This window comes from Nostoc sp. 'Lobaria pulmonaria (5183) cyanobiont', from assembly GCF_002949795.1.
Classification (GTDB): domain Bacteria; phylum Cyanobacteriota; class Cyanobacteriia; order Cyanobacteriales; family Nostocaceae; genus Nostoc.
The window spans coordinates 526,704-544,809 of record NZ_CP026692.1 but is presented as its reverse complement, the minus strand read 5'-3'; the positions used below and the strand labels follow the sequence as shown (position 1 = coordinate 544,809).

Sequence of the window (18,106 nt, the reverse complement as noted above, 5' to 3'; positions counted from 1 at the left end):
TATCTGGCAATAAGTTAATCAAGATTATTCCAATGAAAATTTTATTTTTACATCCCAATTTTCCCTCACAATTTCGCAATTTAGCGACAGTTTTAGGGAAAGATCCTAATTGCCAAGTCGTCTTTGGGACAAATCGTCGGGAAGGGGAAATGCCTGGCGTTTATAAAGCTATTTATACTCCTTCTCGTGAAGCGGCACCTCAAACTCACCACTACGTTCGCAACCTGGAAAATGCTGTTCTCACGGCACAGGCTGTCTATCGCGTGGCAGAAAAATTAAAGGCTGAGGGTTTCTTTCCAGATATAGTTTATGGTCATTCTGGTTGGGGGCCGACTTTATTTATGAAAGATGTTTTCCCCAAAGCAGAATTATTGTGTTATTTCGAGTGGTTTTACCATGCTCACGGTTCCGATGCAGATTTCGATCCCAACGATCCACTGAATGTTGATGATGAATGCCGTATCCGCGTGAAAAATGCACCGATTTTAACTGATTTATATAGCTGCGATCGCGGTCTTTCTCCGACCAATTGGCAGCGGCAGCAGTTTCCCAAAGAATATCATAGCAAACTCACTGTAATTCATGATGGTGTTGATACCAATTATTTTGTTCCCAAACCAGGCGCAAAGCTAGTTTTACCAAGAATAAATCTGGATCTTTCCCATGTGGAAGAGTTGGTAACTTATGTAGGACGAGGAATGGAACCTTATAGAGGTTTTCCGCAGTTTATGGAAACGGTAGCGCTAATTCAACAGCGACGACCTAAGTGCCATGTGGTAGTTGTAGGAGAAGATCGGGTTGCTTATGGTAAAAATCTCCCTGATGGTCAGACTTATAAACAATTAATGCTAGAAAAATTATCTTCTTTGGATTTATCCAGACTGCACTTTACAGATAGACTACCTTACAATGAGTACCTCCAGGTTTTACAAGCTTCTTCTGCCCATGTTTATTTAACCCGTCCTTTTGTATTATCCTGGTCAATGTTAGAAGTAATGGCAGCAGGATGTTTATTAATAGCTTCTAAGACTTCGCCAGTCTTGGAGGTCGTACAGGATGGGGTGAATGGACTGCTAGTAGATTTCTTTTCTCCCCATAATATTGCTAATAGGATTGAAGAGGCACTGAATAATCCTCAAGAGATGAAAGCAATTCGTGCGAATGCGCGAGAGACTATTTTGAAGCGTTATGATTTGGCAAAACTATTACCACAGCATTTGCAATGGATGTTTGCTGGGAAAAATTCTAATAGTTTGAAAAAGCGTCCAAGTTCTAAAGGATTTGGCAGAAATTAGTAGATAATATTCGTCATTGGTCATTAGCCTCATGCATAAATATTTTTTGCCTCAAGCAAAGGTGCAAATAAAAGCCTGAAAAGAAATACTTTTGCAATAAATATATTAATCATTAGTTATTGTTCAAGAACAAAGGACAATTGACAAATAAATACAAAAGCGATATTTAAAATGCGAATTATTTTTACTATTGCTCATTTTTTTAAACCTAGTAATGAAGGTCGTCATGCTTCCCAACGCAAAGACCCGCAACCCCGCTTGGAGGCGTTAACTAAAAGTATTACCGCTTTACACCAATTATTTGGCAAATCTCAAAGTATTATCAACATTGCTCAACGACTAGCTTTTCCTGTTAATCAGCCGCAGTCTCACGAACTAGATATTGTTATTTGTACAACTAAAGATAATCATCTTCTGAATCAGCTTCCTTTACCATCCCATTTATATAGGCATCATTCTAGCAATGCAGAACCTCTAATTTTGGGGTTTGAGTGCCAAGCTGTTCTACAAAGTTGTCTCGGTCAGTATGATTATTACTGCTTTCTTGAAGATGACTTAATTATTCATGACCCTTGGTTTTTTATAAAATTAAACTGGTTTACTCAACAAGCGGGTGATTTAAATTTGCTCCAACCAAATCGTTATGAAGTTTCTGCCATAGCTTTGGTTCACAAAGCTTATATTGATGGGGATTTGGCTTTGCGAGTAACTGCTCCTTTTCAAAATGTGCAGGAGCAACAGGAACTCAATGGTGCAATTATGAATGTACCAATAACCTTTCGTCGTGCCCTCAATCCTCACGCAGGTTGCTATTTTCTAAATGAAAATCAAATGGCTCACTGGGCTAATCAAACCTATTTTATTGACCGAGATATTAGTTTTGTTGGCCCTCTAGAAAGTGCTGCCACTTTAGGAATTATGAAAACATTTAAAATTTACAAAACCTCGCCAGAGCAAGCAAGCTTTTTGGAGATTCAGCATTTTGGAACTGGATTTTTGGGGCTAATTGGCGGACAAGTGGGTTTGGCTCAAAGGTAAATCAAATTTAAGAGTTTGCCTGAATGAGTTTGGAGTAGAGACAGAATTAGTTACGTCTCTACTATCCAAAATTAACTAACAGGTGACAATTGATAATTTACTTTTTCTGCTTTTTGTGTTTGCTGCTGTTGTTTCAATGCTTCTAATTGTGTCTCTAGTTGTAGCTTCACTTCATGACGGAAGTACTAGCAATCTCAGTTGTCAGTTAATTGCGGCGTAAATCTGACAGTTCTATTGAGCGATCGCTTTTCCTAGTTTTAGCTTGATAACGATACCGCCACATCACAAAGCCAGTGATAAATAAAATTAACGGTGCCAGCCCGACAAATACATAGAGGATACGGGATGGAAGTCCCCAAAAGGTACCATAGTGGAGAGGAACAAAGGAGTTGAGGACGCGATCGCCTAGTGATAACTTCAAACCGTTATCAACACGCAAAACCTTACCACTGTATTGATCGAGATAAACATTACTATTACCATACTCTATATTTTCCTGCGGTAACTTCATGCGAATTTGTAAAGCATCTTCTGGTTTACTAGGGAAGTAAATGCTTTTGGTAACAGCACCAGGTAAGGCAGCATCGGCAATTTTTAGTTGTTGGGTTAGATTTAAGGTTGATTTACCAGGAATAGGCTTGGATACTGGCTCGGATGGTTTTGAGGTGAATGTAACAGCGTAAATAATCGGCTCAGTTAAATCATAGAAGTTCCAGCAGAAACCAGTGAACCCAGTAAAGAATAAAAAAACCACAGTAATAATGCCAGCTACTTTGTGAATATCAAAGTTCGCACGTTTAGGATGAGCATCAAGTTTGATTTTGAAGCCTGCAATTAGCTTATGCCAACCTGGCCAAAGAACTAAACCTGTAATGGTAAGGATACACATTAGAAAGGCAGTAATGCCAACAAACATAGTTCCGGTTTGACCTGCCATTAGGCTGTAGTGCAGATTAAGCATGACACCAATTAAAGTTTTATCCGATATCCGTTCACCAATAATTTTGCCTGTATAAGGGTTGATAAAAACCTCTGTCCTTTCCACATCAATTGATGACAACTGCCCCACGTAGGGAGAAGAAAAAGTATCTGGCAAATAAATCCGAAAAAGATGGAAATCACCTTGCGCGGGATACTTCGCCTCAATTCTCTTCACCACAGACTCTGGAGATACCTGCACCTGTTGGGGAGTAATCTGTCCATACTGTTGAGCGATCATAAAGTGGTCAAAATCTTGCTCGAACACCAACAAGCTACCTGTCAAGCCAACAATAACCATTACCAGTCCTACTGTTAAACCAAGGTAGCGGTGCAGAGTAAATGCTAAATCGCGTATTTTTTTAGAGTTCATGGTAGAAGCTCCGTGATACCATACAAGACTTAATGAGTTAACAAATTGCAGGAATCAAAACTGCACAGAAAACGTCCCCAGCACAGTTAAAGGCGCACCAGGAAGCAGATAGTAGCCTTGAGAATCGTAATAACGAGTGTCAAAAAGATTCTTAAAGTTCAGCCCAACCCTCCAGTTATCGCGTTTGTAAAAAATGGTGGCATCAGCACGCACATAGGAGGGGATTTTAAATGTGTTGGGGAGTTCAGCTTCGCGATCGCCAGTATAAAATAGTCCTCCACCAAACCCAAATCCTTTCCAATTACCGTTTTGAATTTCATAGCTTGTCCACAGACTAGCCCCACTACCGGCAGCATTTACCAGGGAGTCGCCTACTGGCAGGCTGTTATCTTTACTTACAAAAGCATCGTTGATAAAAGCAGAAGCAATCACATTCCAGCCTGGTAGAATTTGCCCAGAAACGTCAAATTCTAAACCACGACTTTTGACTTCTCCAGCCGCAATAGAAAAGTCAGAGTTACCTGGAGTGGGATCGGTTGTAGCGACATTTTCTTTGGTGATATCATAAGCGGCAAAGGTAGCAGATAGCCTGTCTTTAATTAGTTCCGCTTTGAGTCCTACTTCATACTGAGTGCCGCGCTCCGGTGGTAGTTGAGTTCCATCTACTGTCCGCGAGTCGCTGGGATTAAACGAGCGGCTGTAGCTGGCGTAAATTGAAATCGGTTCAATCGGCTGATAAACAATGCCAACGCGAGGTGAAAAGGCCTCATTATACAACCGATCAACGGTGGCATCATCAATTGGATCTCTACCCAAAGAATCCAGCAGTTGCACGCGATTTTTGCGGTGAATAAAGTCATACCTACCGCCGACTAATAGCTTCAGATTTGGCAGCAATGTTACTTGATCTTGCAGATAAAGAGCGATCGTATTGCGGTCAAAACGATCGCGTTCTGCTGCTTCATCAAACTCTGGTGGGCGGGAAGCACCATACACAGGATTGAATAAATCAATACTAGGAGTCAGTGAAGCAGTACTTCGCAGATAATCGTAGCCACGGATATTTTTATTCCACTCCAACCCCAGAAGAACTTGATGTTGGATGGAACCTGTATTGAAATTACTGATTAAATCGTTTTGCAGAGAGTAGTTTTGGTAATAAGCCGGACCCGCACCAAATCTTCGCAATACGGTATGACCATCTACATCAATGATATCCGGTTGAAACGCTGATTCTTCAGAATTATTAACCGTAACGGAAAAGCCACTGCGGAACTGGATGTTTTTACTAAAGCGATGATTGACGTTAAGAAATACAGAGTTTGTCTCTTTGGAGAAATAATCGTCTGGCTCCCCTAAGAAACGATTGAGCGGAGCTTGGAAAACGATTGGATCGGGAGTAAGACCACGATAAAAGGTGCGATCGACTTTGAGGTATTCATACTCCAGTGTCAATGTTGTCGCATCACCAATTTTGTAGGTTAATGCTGGTGCGATCGCGAATGTTTCCTGATGATTAAAATCGAGAAAACTACCAAAGTTCTCGTATGCAGCATTCAGACGGTACAGCAATGTTTTGTCTGAGTTTAGCGGCCCAGAAATATCAATGGAGGGACGATATGTGCTAAAATTTCCCGCTGTAAATTCAGCGGAGTAGTAAGGCTCACTGAGCGGTTGTTTGGTAATGTAATTCACCACACCTCCCGGCTCAAACTGTCCATATAGGACTGAAGCCGGGCCCTTGAGAACTTCGATCCGCTCAATGTTAGTCGGATTCACAAGGTCGTCTGGAACAGCAAAACCGTTTCTCAAGTTGTCATAGGTTGTAAATCCCCGAATATTGTAATTATCTGTTGAACCACCATAGCCCCCTTGCTGAGTTACGCCACTAACATTGCGTGTTGCATCACCAATCCGCGTAATTTGCTGATCCTTAATGACTTGTTGAGGAATGACTTGAATTGACTGGGGAATATCACGTTGAGGAGTATCAGTTCTTGTCGCAGTTGTGCTATCTGTTACGCGATATCCATCTTGCTCACCCGTCACCACTAGTTCAATCGGTTCATCACCTTGTGTTGATGGTTCTGGCTGTGTTTGACTTTCAGGCGGCTGTTGTTCGGGAGTTGGTTGGGTTTGAGGTTGTTGTGCTGTGGATGCAGCAGTTGCCACACTAAAAATTAAACCCTCATCTGGACTGTCAAATAACTCGACAGTTGGTATACCTACCTCACCGATCGCACTCACCCGGATAGTATTGGCATCAAAATTAGTCACTGTTATCTGTGTAACACCCGCTATTGGCTTTTCTGAGCGGAATGTGAATGCTTTGCCCGATGGTAGGCGCAATTGAGCATTAGGAATATCAGTGATGAAATTGCTACCAGTACTGCGATTTACTAATTGCAACTGTTGTCCTTTCGAGGTTTGTAAAATTACCTCCACACCTTTATTGGTGGGATTTGCTTTGACTCCAGTCACTTGCACAACTTCTAGTTGTGGCGTTTGTTGTTGTTCTATCTGAGCCAGCCATTCTTTTACTGTTCTGGCAAAGTGATTTGGCTCTTGGATAGGAGAAATTTTAGTTACTTCTTTTGCTTGCCCAGGTTTGACAATGACAGCAACCAGAAAACAGGAAATAAAAAACGATCGCGACAGTTTCATAACCCCACACACCCAACCGGATTTCTAGAAGCAGAGCTTGCTACTTGCAAGTTACTCTTAATTAACTCTATTCAGGAGAATACGAAAAATTGAGCGATCGCATATATCTGAAACCGGATTTTTTTTATCGGAATCGGGATCTACCTTTTGCTATAAGCCTTTGTGGTGGCGATAATCTCTAGGAGTCATGCCAAATTGCCGTTTAAAGAGGTAGCCAAAATGACTTGTGCTTTCATAACCCACTTGAGAAGCAATTTCTGCAATCGTTAAATTAGTGCCGAGCAATAACTGTTGTGCTTGTTCTAGCCGTAAGGATTGCACATATCCACACACCGTAGTGCCAAAAATTTCTCGAAATCCTCGCTTGAGCTTAAAGTCATTAAGTCCGATTTGTCTGGCTAAATTTAGTAAAGAAGGTGGATGCTGAAGCTTTTGATTAAGGATGGCTTTAGCATGATGTAAACGTTCAATTTCATCGGGACGAAAAAATAGCGATCGCTCCAATAAGAGATTATTTTCCCCCCACTGAGCAATTTGAAGCGTCAGTAGTTCCAAAACTTTTGCTTCTAAATACATTTGTCTGAGTGTTTCTCGGAACGGACACTGCAATATTTGCCTAAGCACTAACCGCATTGCAGGTGTGATGGCTCCTAATGGCTGATGGAAACGCTCCTTTGTCGGATTTTCGATCAACTGCACCAGCAGAGTTGGTAATTCCTTAAAGCAACCCTGGAAACTAGAAAGTAAATCAGGATACCAATAAATACTGATACACTGTTTGTGTTGGTTGGCAGTAAAATGCTCAAACTCCCGAATATCAGGCAAGTAAAATAAATAGTTATAGCCTGCAACTTCTTCATAATCGTCGCTGACTCCAGGCACATTTGGTGTAGTGGTTCTCATACCACCAGACAGCAAAAATTTAGATGTTAAAAAAGGCGAATCATCGTGTTCGCCCTCAACAATTACTGTTTCAGAAAAATCGCTTTCTTGAATTACTAGCTCAAGGTGATGCCGCAGCATAGTCCAGTGACTGCTAACTTGACCAAACCAGGTAAAAAATTTTACTTTTCCCTCATAGTGATTAAGCTGCACATCGTCACATAATTCATTAAAGTTTGTCTCAGTCAAACGAATAGTCATGATAATACTCTCAACAAGCAGTTGAAAATAGTATCTATTAAGAGGCGAAGCGATGTCTAGGACAAGCCGCTAAGAGCGTCTACGCAACTGAAAATATTGTGTAGTGGGTTATAGTCGCGGCTAAAATTTTATTTGAGTACTAAGTAGTTAATTGCATCTAGCAATACAGATTACTGGGGAGCATCCCATTTTTGCAGAAATACTGATTCATGAGTGTAGTATGGGGAGAACACAATACTCACTTAAACTATAGCCATGACCCCTTTGAGGTGAGCAGGACGCGTTTCAAGAAAAAACTTTGCGATCTACTAAAATTCAAATCAAATCTGGTGTCATTACTAAATCTGTAATTCTGCAACGGCAAGTTGACCTGGAAAATGTCAAAATTAAATGAGTTTTGCACTAGGCGCGTTTGGGTTGATGCAACTTCTTGTAGAGAAGAGAAGCTCTCTTGTCACCAAACGCCATTTGATTAGCGCAGATTTGAGATAACTAAGTTGGAATTTATGGGCAAGCAACGTGTTCTTTCTGGAGTTCAACCAACGGGCAATTACCATCTAGGTAACTACTTGGGAGCCATTCGCAACTGGGTAGAAGGTCAGAGCGAATACGAAAATTACCTTTTTGTGGCTGATTTGCACGCGATTACAGTGCCACACGACCCAAAACAGTTGGCAGCTGATACCTACACTCTTGCTGCTCTTTATTTAGCTTGTGGTCTTGATTTAAATCACTCTACTATCTTTGTACAATCTCACGTTTCAGCCCACAGTGAACTCACCTGGTTGCTCAACTGCATTACACCTTTAAACTGGCTGCAAGATATGATCCAGTTTAAGGAAAAGGCTGTCAAACAGGGAGAAAATGTGAGTGCAGGCTTGTTGGATTACCCTGTGCTGATGGCATCTGATATTTTGCTTTACCAAGCGGATAAAGTGCCAGTGGGTGAAGACCAAAAGCAACACTTGGAATTGACACGGGATATTGCAGCTCGGTTAAATCACCAATTTGGTAAACCAGAACAGCCAGTTTTGAAGTTACCAGACCCTTTGATTCGCAAGGAAGGAGCAAGGGTAATGAGTTTGGCGGACGGTACACGCAAAATGTCGAAGTCCGATCCTTCTGAGTTAAGCCGGATCAGTTTGCTAGATTCAGCGGAACAGATTCAATACAAGATTAAGCGTTGTAAAACCGATCCGATTCGTGGGCTGGCTTTTGACGATCCAGCGCGTCCAGAGTGTAATAATTTGTTAACATTGTATACATTGCTTTCTGGAAAGAAAAAGGAAGATGTTGCAGTTGAGTGTCAAGATATGGGTTGGGGACAATTTAAGCCATTATTGACAGACACAATTATTGAGTCTTTGAAACCAATTCAAGAAAAATATCAGGCAGTAACAGACGATAAAGGTTATTTGGAGTCTGTGTTACGGGATGGAGGAGAAAAAGCTAGAGCGATCGCAAATCAAACTTTATCACAAGTAAAAACGGCTTTAGGCTACTCTCTTCCTCTATAAGTTTTCACGTTTAGGTGTGATTTGTTATACCATTTAAGAAATTGAAACCTTAATAGTTTATGCATCACACCCACAGCCCCACAGCCTTTAATGACTTTCGCAGAGCTGTACAAGCAGGTGAATTTCTAGTTACCGCCGAAGTAGCACCGCCGAAAGGGGGAGATCCAGCGCACATGATTCAAATGGCGGCGACTCTTAAGGGGAGAGTTCATGCCGTCAACGTTACTGATGGTAGCCGCGCCGTGTTACGGATGTCTTCGTTAATGGCATCGGTGATTTTGTCACAGAATGGTATAGAGCCAATTTGTCAAATTGCTTGCCGCGATCGCAACCGCATCGGTTTACAAGCTGACTTGATGGGCGCTCATGCTTTAGGTATCCGTAATATTTTAGCTTTGACTGGCGACCCAGTAAAAGTAGGCGATCATGCAGATGCCAAAGCAGTGTTTGACTTGGAAGCTGTGCGATTGCTGCAATTGATTCGGAAGATGAATCAAGGTGTTGATTGCAATGAAAAACCCTTGACTGATGGAGCCTTAGATTTATTCGTGGGTGCAGCAGTAGATCCGCAATGTAAAAGTTGGTCGGGTTTGCAAAGTCGATTTGAACGCAAAATCGAAGCTGGAGCGCAGTTTTTTCAAAGTCAGTTGATTACCGATTTTGAGCGGCTAGAAAAGTTTATGGATACCATTGCTGCTGGTTATAAAAAACCAATTTTGGCAGGAATATTTCTGTTAAAATCAGCCAAAAATGCCCAGTTTATTAATAGATGTGTTCCGGGTGTAGATATTCCCCAACATATTATTGATAGATTGGCAAAAGCCAAAGACCCTTTTGAGGAAGGAATAAAAATTGCTGCCGAGCAAGTGCAGATAGCGCGGCAATTATGTCAAGGTGTCCACATGATGGCGGTGAAGCGTGAAGATGCGATCGCGTCAATTTTAGATTTGGCTGGGATTGCTCCAGTTAATCAGTTGGTATCCAAGTAAAGGAGATAACGAATCTTTTATTAAAGCAGATGGTTATTCCTATCTGCTTTTTTGATGCTGAAACAGACGCATTTACACTATTTTTGATAGACTTTTAATATCCAATGTTCACTTGACTAAATTTAGGTGCAAACTGACAAAATATTTTATAGCTTATTTCAAGCTTTTCCTAGCATATTTTTTGCCATAATTGGCGACATAACTGTCAATGTCAACGCATATCAATTTGTTTCAATCGAGCTAAAAGAAACTGCTTTTAGGATTGATGGTGTATTCATCCCCACAAGTGAAACTACAAACCAACCACTTTACTTTGTTGAAGTTCAGTTTCAATTAGACTCAAATTTTTATAGACGCTTCTTTGCCGAAATCTTCCTTTACTTGCGTCAAAACGAATCAGTCAATTTTTGGCGTGCTGTTGCCATCTATCCGCAACGAAGTTTAGATCCAAACGATCGACTACCATATCAATTGCTGCTAGACAGTTCACAAGTGCAACGCATTTATCTAGATGAATTAGATTCGACAGAGAACTCACTTCAAGTTGCGATCGTTAAATTAATTATCGAAAGAGAAGAGACAGCCGTTGACAAAGGTAGAGAATTGATTTTACAAGCAAGGCAACAACTGGCAGATGAATCTACCACTAAGCAAATTGTAGAATTGATCGAGACTATTCTGTTGTACAAATTTACCCGGTTAAGTCGAGAGGAGTTAGCAGAAATGTTGGGTATAGACGACGAATTCAAAAAAACACGGATGTATCAATCAATCAAGGAAGACGGCTTAGAAGAAGGTCGCCAGGAAGGTCGCCAGGAAGGTCGCCAGGAAGCTAAGTTAGAAGCTATTCCCCGATTGTTGGCATTGGGATTGAGCGTAGAGCAAGTAGCGGTGGCTCTCGATTTAACGGTGGCGCAAGTAGAACAAGCAGCCCAGAATCAGTCTATCGAATAGTGGGCGGTGCTTGCGTCTAATTTAATCAGCAAGTGCAACGCAAAATAGTCTGTCGTAGACATCGCCTCTTTTTGTTTTAGCTAAACCAGAAGCGATATTTACGACAGGCTTACGTCTACACACTTAAAACCTGCATTACATCTTACCGTGTTGCAGCACTTGTTGTAGATGTTGGCGAATCTCTTGTGCGTGTTCAATATCAGATTGCCGCAATTTTTGGAATAACTCTACACAAGGTTGAGAACCTACTTTTTCTGCATCTTTGATGTAGGTATCGTAAGCTTTAACGGCTTCAGCCTTGTTCTGCAAAACGGTGACAAAATCATACTCCAAGTCGCTAATCGCTGTTTTAGATTGTCCGTTACCTGTATTTGTAGCCATTGCTTGAACCTCTTTTAGGATTTCTAATTAACGTTATACTCACCCTTCAAGAGCGATTCATCTTCCAAAAAGAGTATATTTCAATACGTCGGAAGTACCTTGCAAAAATTATTTCTTGATACAGTCTCACACAAAAGAGTGGGGAGTGGGGAAAAAGTATTTCCCCACTCCCCAGTACAGATGCGATTAATCGCGTCTCTCCCACTCCCCATTTTCATAACAATTTATCCAAGCGGTTGATTCTCATCACATTGACGTGAATACTGTAATTCCAACTCGTTTTGCCGTTCCCTATCTCCTCTATAGACAATCGGACAAAACTTAGTGTTAGCGCTCATACAATCCATGTGTGGCGTTTTAGCACATACCACAAGTAGTCCACCCAGAACAAACAATAAACCACAAATTGCAAGCGTATTAACCCAATAAATTTCCAGCGCTCCGTGAACTACTACCTCTCGCAGTAGAGATACAATTGTGACTTCAACTGCTACTCCTACAGAGATACTATGTTCTTGCAAATAGACCATTAATAGTCGAAATAACTCGACTAAAATCAACACAAATAGTATTTTTGCAGTCACATGTTTATAGTCTAGTGGCTGCGTGAGGGCGATAGCTATCCCCCACAATTGGATTAGCATGACGGCGAACAAACCCAAACACAAAACAATCACAATTAAGTCTTGAAAGGCTTCCATATTGCGAACAATTGAGTGCCGATCAAGCCAGCGATCGCTAAATAAAAATCGACTTTTCTGGCGCTTTTGCATGTACATTTTTCCAATCGGGACAAGTTCAGACAACACCAGCGAGCCAACCCAATAGTTTTATGTTATGCAATATTAAATTTTTTTGCCTCAGCGAGGTTGGTAATTTAAATTTTGTGCTTGTTGCAACAATTGCTCGGCGTTTTTCGCCCACTGAGGATTTTTTTGAGTATTGTATAAATCTCTAGCAAATTGCAATACTTGTACTGCATCGCCATATTGCTGTAACTGGATAAAAACTAACCCAGCACCATAATAAGCGTTGGGATAGTTAGAGTTAGCTTCGGCTGATTTTCTAAAAGCTTCTAATGCTTCTTGTAATTTACTTTGTTGAACAAAAATTGAGCCGAGATTGTAGTAAGCTTCTGGATACTTGGGATTAATTTTTAATGCCTGATAAAATGCACTTCTGGCTTGATCTAGTTTCCCTTGTTGGAGATAACACATCCCTATATGGTAAAGAGGTTCTGGTGCATTTTTGCTATATTCTCCAGCTTTTTTAAAAGAGGCGATCGCTTGTTCGCAATTTCGTTGCTGTTCTCGCACTAATCCCAAGTTATAGTGGGCAAATCCGAGTTTGGGATCGAGTTCTAAAGCGCGTTGTAAATAATCGTTAGCTAACTTTAAATTATTGCCTTCTAATAACGCTCCGCCTAAATTAGCAAAAGCTGGAGCAAATTTGGGATCGGCTTGCGTCGCTCGATAAAATGCATCCGCAGAGGGTTGTAATTGTCCCGTTTGTCGAAGTGCTAGCCCTAGATTATAGTGTGCTGGTGCTAATGTCGGATCTAATTTAGCTGCTTGTTTAAAGGCAGCGATCGCATCTTGTACCTTTCCCGCCTGAATTGCTTGTAAGCCTTGGTTTAACCAGTCTACGGCAGTTTTAGGATTAGATTGTTCCAACTTTGAGGCCACAGGAGGAGATAGAGCAAGAGAGGGAGAGGAAATACTCATAACCAGCATCAAACTTACTAACCCTGCTATGCGATATTTAAAGAATGATAATCTCATTGATTTTCTGACTCGCAACACTTTCAGTTAAATTTACTTCACAAAAAGTTTTTTACAAAAGTTTTTGATTCGGGATAAAAATTTGTGAGCCTTAACTTTTCTTAAGCTAAATCTTACGACACGCTACAATTTTTTTAACTTCCGATTAAAGGGAGGATAATAACGAATTAAAGAAGGGGTAATTTTGACTCCAGAGAACCATTTTTTTATCCCTTGATATATACAGAATCATGCGGTTATGAATTAATTACCGCAAGGGAGGTTTTTATGAACGAAAAAGTAAAATCGGGTTCGCGGAACGTTGCAATTGTCGGGCCTTATTTAAGTGGAAAAACCACTTTACTAGAAAGCTTGTTATTTGTCACAGGGGCAATTTCCCGCAAAGGCAATATTAAGGACAGCAATACAGTCGGAGATAGTGCAGCCGAGTCGCGCGATCGCCAGATGAGTGTAGAAGTCAGCGCCGCTAGCACTGAGTATAACGGCATTCGCTTCACTTTTATTGACTGTCCGGGAAGTATAGAATTTGCCCAAGAAACGTACAATGCTTTAATCGGAGTCGATGCAGCAATTGTAGTTTGCGAACCCATCCGCGAACGAGTCCTCACCCTTGCCCCTTTATTTAAATTCCTGGACGATTGGGAAATTCCTCATTTCGTCTTCGTCAACAAAATGGATCGGGCAAATATTCACGTTTTGGAAACGTTACACGCCCTGAAAGCAGTATCTAGCCGTCCTTTGGTAGCGCATCAATATCCGATCATGAACGGGGAACAACTTACTGGCTTTATTGATATGGTGAGCGAACAGGCATATCAATATCATCCAGGCGCACCTGCTGACCCCATTCCCTTCCCCGAAAGTTTGAAAGAAGAAGAACATACAGCACGGGCAGAAATGCTCGAAGCCTTAGCAAATTTTGACGACCATTTACTCGAAGAACTTTTAGAAGACATCGAACCATCTCAAGAAGAAATCCTTAAAGATTTAAAAATGGAATTAGGGGCAGATTTGGTAGTGCCCGTTTTCTTTGGTGTGGCAGAACAAGATTTTGGTGTTAGACCTCTATTAGAAGCCTTGTTACGAGAAGCTCCTGAACCAGAAACCACAGCAGAACGTCGTTTAAAAAACTTAAAAGGTGATAAACCTCTAGCGCAGGTATTAAAAACTTACTACACTCCCCAAGGTGGCAAACTTTCTCTGGTGCGTGTTTGGCGGGGCAAATTAACTGATGGTATTGTCCTCAATGGCATTCGCACTGGTGGAATTTACCGCCTCATGGGACAACAACAGCAGTTCGTTAATGAAGTTGGTGCTGGTGAAGTTGTCGCATTGAGCCGTTTAGAAGGAATCAAGACAGGCGATACAATCTCCACAGAACAGCAATCGGCGATGGAATTACCCAAAGCTGTACAGTTGGAACCTGTGTATGCCCTCGCCATTACACCAGAAAAGCGCAACGATGAAGTGAAACTCAGCAGTGCTATTACCAAGTTATTAGAAGAAGACTGCTCACTTGCTTGGGAACAACACGGCGATACCCACGAAGTTATTCTTTGGGGTCAAGGCGAGATTCATTTGCAAGTTACCCTAGACAGACTGCGCCGCAAATATAACTTGCCAATGACAACCCACTTACCGCAAGTGCCTTATAAAGAAACCATCCGTAAAACGGTGGCTTCAGTTCATGGACGCTACAAACATCAAAGCGGTGGTCACGGACAGTTTGGTGATGTTTTTCTCGAAATCAAGCCCCTACCACGCGGTACAGGTTTTAACTTTAATGAAACTATTGTCGGTGGCGTGGTTCCTAAACAGTACATTCCCGGCGTGGAAATGGGCGTGCGGGAATTTTTGACACACGGGCCTTTGGGCTTCCCAATAGTTGATGTAGCGGTAACTCTGACTAATGGTTCGTATCACAACGTTGACAGTTCCGAACAAGCCTTTAAGCAAGCTGCCCGATTGGCAATGCAAACGGGGATACCCCAAGCAGAACCTACCCTATTAGAACCGATTTTGCGGCTGGAAGTGACAACACCAAGTGAATTTACCTCCAAAGTGCTGCAACTATTGAGTGGTAGACGGGGGCAAATTTTAGGCTATGAGGGGAGAAATGATTGGCAAGGCTGGGATAATGTCTCTGCATACTTACCACAAGCAGAGATGCAGAATTTTATTGTAGAGCTGCGATCGCTCACTCTCGGCGTTGGTTCCTTCCACTGGGAATATAACCATCTCCAGGAAGTACCGGAAAAGCTTGCTGAACGTGTCATTCACAGCAATGGGAATGGTGCTAACGGTAACGGCAAGTAATCTTGGATTTATCTAGAATCCATGTTGATTTTCTATATAGGGACACTCATAAAGGGTGTTCCTAATTTTATAGATCGTCCTCAATTTTAGCGATTAGGTACGACTTGGTTCTACCTAACACTTCAAAACATAATTTTATTTTTAGTTTCCTAATGTAAACTAAATTGCTACAACTAGACATAAAGAATCTGTGTTTTGTAGTTTATGTAATACAAAATACGAAAAATTGTGTAAGATGTTTGTAATCACTTTAGGTTAAGTATTTATATTTATGATGTGAAGTCGTAGGTAAGCACTACCATTAAGCACGCACTTAAGGAGAAAAACGTTAGTGTCTGAAGCAAAAGTAAATTGTGATCTAAATAGTGGTGAAGAACGTTTAGAAAAGAAAATTCTTGTGCTTGGTTCAGCACCTCATACAAGACAGATAAGCGCTTACACTTGGGATAGATTGCCGAAATTCCTTAATGTTGCTGATTATGATGTAGTTATTCTTAACCTAAAACCCTTTTTGGATCAGAATTTTGCTGATAACATAAATATAGAGACATTACCCTCTTGGCAGCAATTTGCCCGACTTGTATTTAGCCAAGCAAGCGAACTGATTATTATTGGAGAGCCTACAATCTACACTGGAAAAAATTCTCATATTGATATTTCCATGTGGCTACCACCATTACTTCCACAGTTGGTATTTGATTTGGGTGAAGAAATTCGCAATATTGACCCTGAGTTTAGCTATTACTTCAAGTATGTGCGTCGATGGTTCTCTCATAGAACCTCTAATTATATTCCTAACGAATACATTCAGACTTATTACTTAAATTTAGTTCATCCTCAAGCTGATCATTTAGAAATTCAATGTCATTCACTTGCACAAACCCGATTTCAAGAAGATATTGCTTTCCGAATGAAGTTTCAAGTATTGGGTGTAGGTGGAGGAAACTTTATTGATTCACAGAAACCTATAGCAGTTCTTAGAATATCAGGTGATGTCATTTGTCTTCCCATACCAACAGAAATTTCTGCCCAGGAAGCAGTTGATCTAATTTTACAAGAAAGATATGAGTTACAATTTGAGTCAACTCCACCAGCATGGGTAGAAGCATACAAACTTCCTCACGAGTTGCCCATTGAAGCTGAGATAGATCGGTGTAAAGATGCAATTAAACAATTGGAAAAGGAACTTACAGCAGCTACAATCCGATTGGGAGAAGAGTCACGATTTCGTAAATTACTTTACGAACAAGGTGAAGCTGCATTAGAACCAGTTGTGCGTGATGTGCTAAGAGAATTAGGCGCTCAGGTTGATGAACCAAAACAGCCAGGTAAAGAAGATGGACGATTAATTGATTCTAAGCAGCGGAGAGGAATGCTAGAAATCAAAGGCTTAACACACCAATTAAAGCTACGCGAGGTGCGTCAACTTGATCAGTGGGTACGCGATGCGCTTATTGATGAAGATTGGGAAAGTAAAGGAATATTAATTGTAAATGCATTCCGTAATGAACCTTTAGGGAATCGAGGTGAGCCTTTCCCGCTTAACTGTATTCAAGCTGCAAAAAAGTCTGATCAATGTCTAATTACAACAATGCAGCTTTTTAACGCCCTTTGTGCCTTGCAAAGAGGTGAACTGAACCTAGAAATATTTTGGGACACTATATTTAGCACAAGTGGTGTTTTTTCTTTACCTGGGCTAGATTTATTATGTACTAATAGCTAATGCTCGTAGATTGATTCGAGTAGAGCGACACTCAGCATCTGAAAACTCGTTTTTTGAATTTCCTAAGTAGAGCATTTCATTAATTCGTAGTAAATTAAATTTGGTAATACTTTGCATCCCTTTGCGCTTACTTTGCGTTCCTCTGCGTTTAAAAACGCTAAAATTTTACGCAAAGCTGTACTAAGTCCACCCAATCTATAACTAGTGTGAACTTTCTGCTCTACGATAACTTAATATTGGCTTTTGCAAGCTTCAACATGAAATTTCAATGGTAAGTAATGGTAACACTTCAATTGCGACAATTAAGTGTTCCGCCGGGACATAGAGTAATAGTCCACGATGTTAGCTGGCAAGAATTTGAGGCAATTTTAGAAGAACTTGGCGACCATCGAGCCACTCGGTTGGCTTACAGTCAGGGAACTTTGGAGATGAGAATGCCATTACCAAAGCATGAAAAAGCCAAAGTCATCATTGGGGATTTGGTGAAAATTCTCTTGGAAGAGTTAGAGATTGACTGTGAAACATTTGGCTCAACCACTTTCAAACGTGAAGATATGGCTTTTGGTGTAGAGCCTGATGACTCTTTCTACATTCAAAATCATGCTCAAACGATTGGTAAAGAGCGAATAGACTTGAGGGTTGACCCGCCACCTGATTTAGCAATTGAAGTTGATGTGACTTCCAAAACTCAACTTGATGCTTATGAAGCATTGCGAGTTCCTGAACTGTGGCGATATGAAAATGACAAGCTACAAATTAATATTCTTCAGGATGGCAAATATATTGAGTCTGAAATTAGTTCTACTTTTTCTAACTTGCCCATTGTTGAAGCAATTCCCCAGTTTGTCGAACAAAGCCAAACTTTAGGTAGAAGTTCAACACTTAGAGCATTTCGTCAATGGGTAAGAAAGCAAATCAACTCAACTTAATATAAACCTTGCCCTTTTAATAACA

14 protein-coding genes are annotated in these 18,106 nt (G+C 40.9%); 8 read left to right on the top strand and 6 right to left on the bottom strand.

Features of this window, described 5'->3' with window-relative positions; all coding sequences use genetic code 11:
* Positions 1-32 precede the first annotated feature (32 nt).
* Together NLP_RS02290 and NLP_RS02285 are read left to right on the top strand one after the other, a co-directional pair.
* The gene (locus NLP_RS02290; RefSeq protein WP_104904972.1) at positions 33-1,295 is read left to right on the top strand and encodes a glycosyltransferase family 4 protein; all 1,263 of its coding nucleotides are present in this window, start codon (positions 33-35) and stop codon (positions 1,293-1,295) included.
* Positions 1,296-1,466: 171 nt separating this feature from the next.
* Positions 1,467-2,333: a hypothetical protein gene (locus NLP_RS02285; RefSeq protein ID WP_104904971.1), complete on the top strand. Its 867-nt coding sequence runs from the start codon at positions 1,467-1,469 to the stop codon at positions 2,331-2,333.
* A gap of 205 nt (positions 2,334-2,538) precedes the next feature.
* On the opposite strand, the gene NLP_RS02280 is transcribed toward NLP_RS02285, so the two are convergent.
* From NLP_RS02280 to NLP_RS02270, 3 genes are all read right to left on the bottom strand, one after another.
* Positions 2,539-3,684 (bottom strand): PepSY-associated TM helix domain-containing protein, encoded by a 1,146-nt coding sequence (locus tag NLP_RS02280; protein WP_104904970.1) that lies wholly within the window; start codon positions 3,682-3,684, stop codon positions 2,539-2,541.
* Between the two features lie 54 nt (positions 3,685-3,738).
* The gene (locus NLP_RS02275; RefSeq protein WP_104904969.1) at positions 3,739-6,348 is read right to left on the bottom strand and encodes a TonB-dependent siderophore receptor; all 2,610 of its coding nucleotides are present in this window, start codon (positions 6,346-6,348) and stop codon (positions 3,739-3,741) included.
* 150 nt (positions 6,349-6,498) lie between these two features.
* On the bottom strand, positions 6,499-7,491 hold the full coding sequence (locus tag NLP_RS02270) for a helix-turn-helix transcriptional regulator (RefSeq protein ID WP_104904968.1): 993 nt from the start codon (positions 7,489-7,491) through the stop codon (positions 6,499-6,501).
* A gap of 506 nt (positions 7,492-7,997) precedes the next feature.
* Here NLP_RS02270 and trpS point away from each other — a divergent pair.
* The 3 genes from trpS to NLP_RS02255 all read left to right on the top strand — a co-directional run bounded on the left by trpS (position 7,998) and on the right by NLP_RS02255 (position 10,951).
* Positions 7,998-9,008, top strand: a complete 1,011-nt coding sequence (gene trpS, locus NLP_RS02265; protein WP_104904967.1) for a tryptophan--tRNA ligase — start codon at positions 7,998-8,000, stop codon at positions 9,006-9,008.
* 59 nt (positions 9,009-9,067) lie between these two features.
* A complete protein-coding gene (locus NLP_RS02260; RefSeq protein ID WP_104904966.1) occupies positions 9,068-9,997 on the top strand; it encodes a methylenetetrahydrofolate reductase in 930 nt (309 codons plus the stop codon).
* A gap of 126 nt (positions 9,998-10,123) precedes the next feature.
* On the top strand, positions 10,124-10,951 hold the full coding sequence (locus NLP_RS02255) for an Rpn family recombination-promoting nuclease/putative transposase (RefSeq protein ID WP_104904965.1): 828 nt from the start codon (positions 10,124-10,126) through the stop codon (positions 10,949-10,951).
* A 135-nt stretch (positions 10,952-11,086) separates the two neighbouring features.
* Here NLP_RS02255 and NLP_RS02250 read toward each other — a convergent pair whose 3' ends face one another.
* The 3 genes from NLP_RS02250 to NLP_RS02240 form a co-directional block, all read right to left on the bottom strand.
* A complete protein-coding gene (locus NLP_RS02250) occupies positions 11,087-11,332 on the bottom strand; it encodes a hypothetical protein (RefSeq protein WP_104904964.1) in 246 nt (81 codons plus the stop codon).
* Positions 11,333-11,556: 224 nt separating this feature from the next.
* A complete protein-coding gene (locus NLP_RS02245; protein WP_199784742.1) occupies positions 11,557-12,111 on the bottom strand; it encodes a phosphate-starvation-inducible PsiE family protein in 555 nt (184 codons plus the stop codon).
* Between the two features lie 81 nt (positions 12,112-12,192).
* Complete coding sequence (locus NLP_RS02240; protein WP_104904962.1) at positions 12,193-13,113, bottom strand: tetratricopeptide repeat protein; 921 nt, start codon at positions 13,111-13,113, stop codon at positions 12,193-12,195.
* A 267-nt stretch (positions 13,114-13,380) separates the two neighbouring features.
* Between NLP_RS02240 and NLP_RS02235 the strand changes: the two genes are divergently transcribed.
* The 3 genes from NLP_RS02235 (at position 13,381) to NLP_RS02225 (ending at position 18,081) form a co-directional block, all read left to right on the top strand.
* Entirely contained in the window at positions 13,381-15,429 is a 2,049-nt protein-coding gene (locus tag NLP_RS02235; RefSeq protein WP_104904961.1) for an elongation factor G, read from the top strand.
* Positions 15,430-15,760: 331 nt separating this feature from the next.
* Positions 15,761-17,152, top strand: coding sequence for a hypothetical protein (locus tag NLP_RS02230; RefSeq protein WP_104904960.1), 1,392 nt, complete (start codon positions 15,761-15,763; stop codon positions 17,150-17,152).
* A gap of 278 nt (positions 17,153-17,430) precedes the next feature.
* A complete protein-coding gene (locus NLP_RS02225) occupies positions 17,431-18,081 on the top strand; it encodes a Uma2 family endonuclease (protein ID WP_104904959.1) in 651 nt (216 codons plus the stop codon).
* Positions 18,082-18,106: the final 25 nt, after the last annotated feature.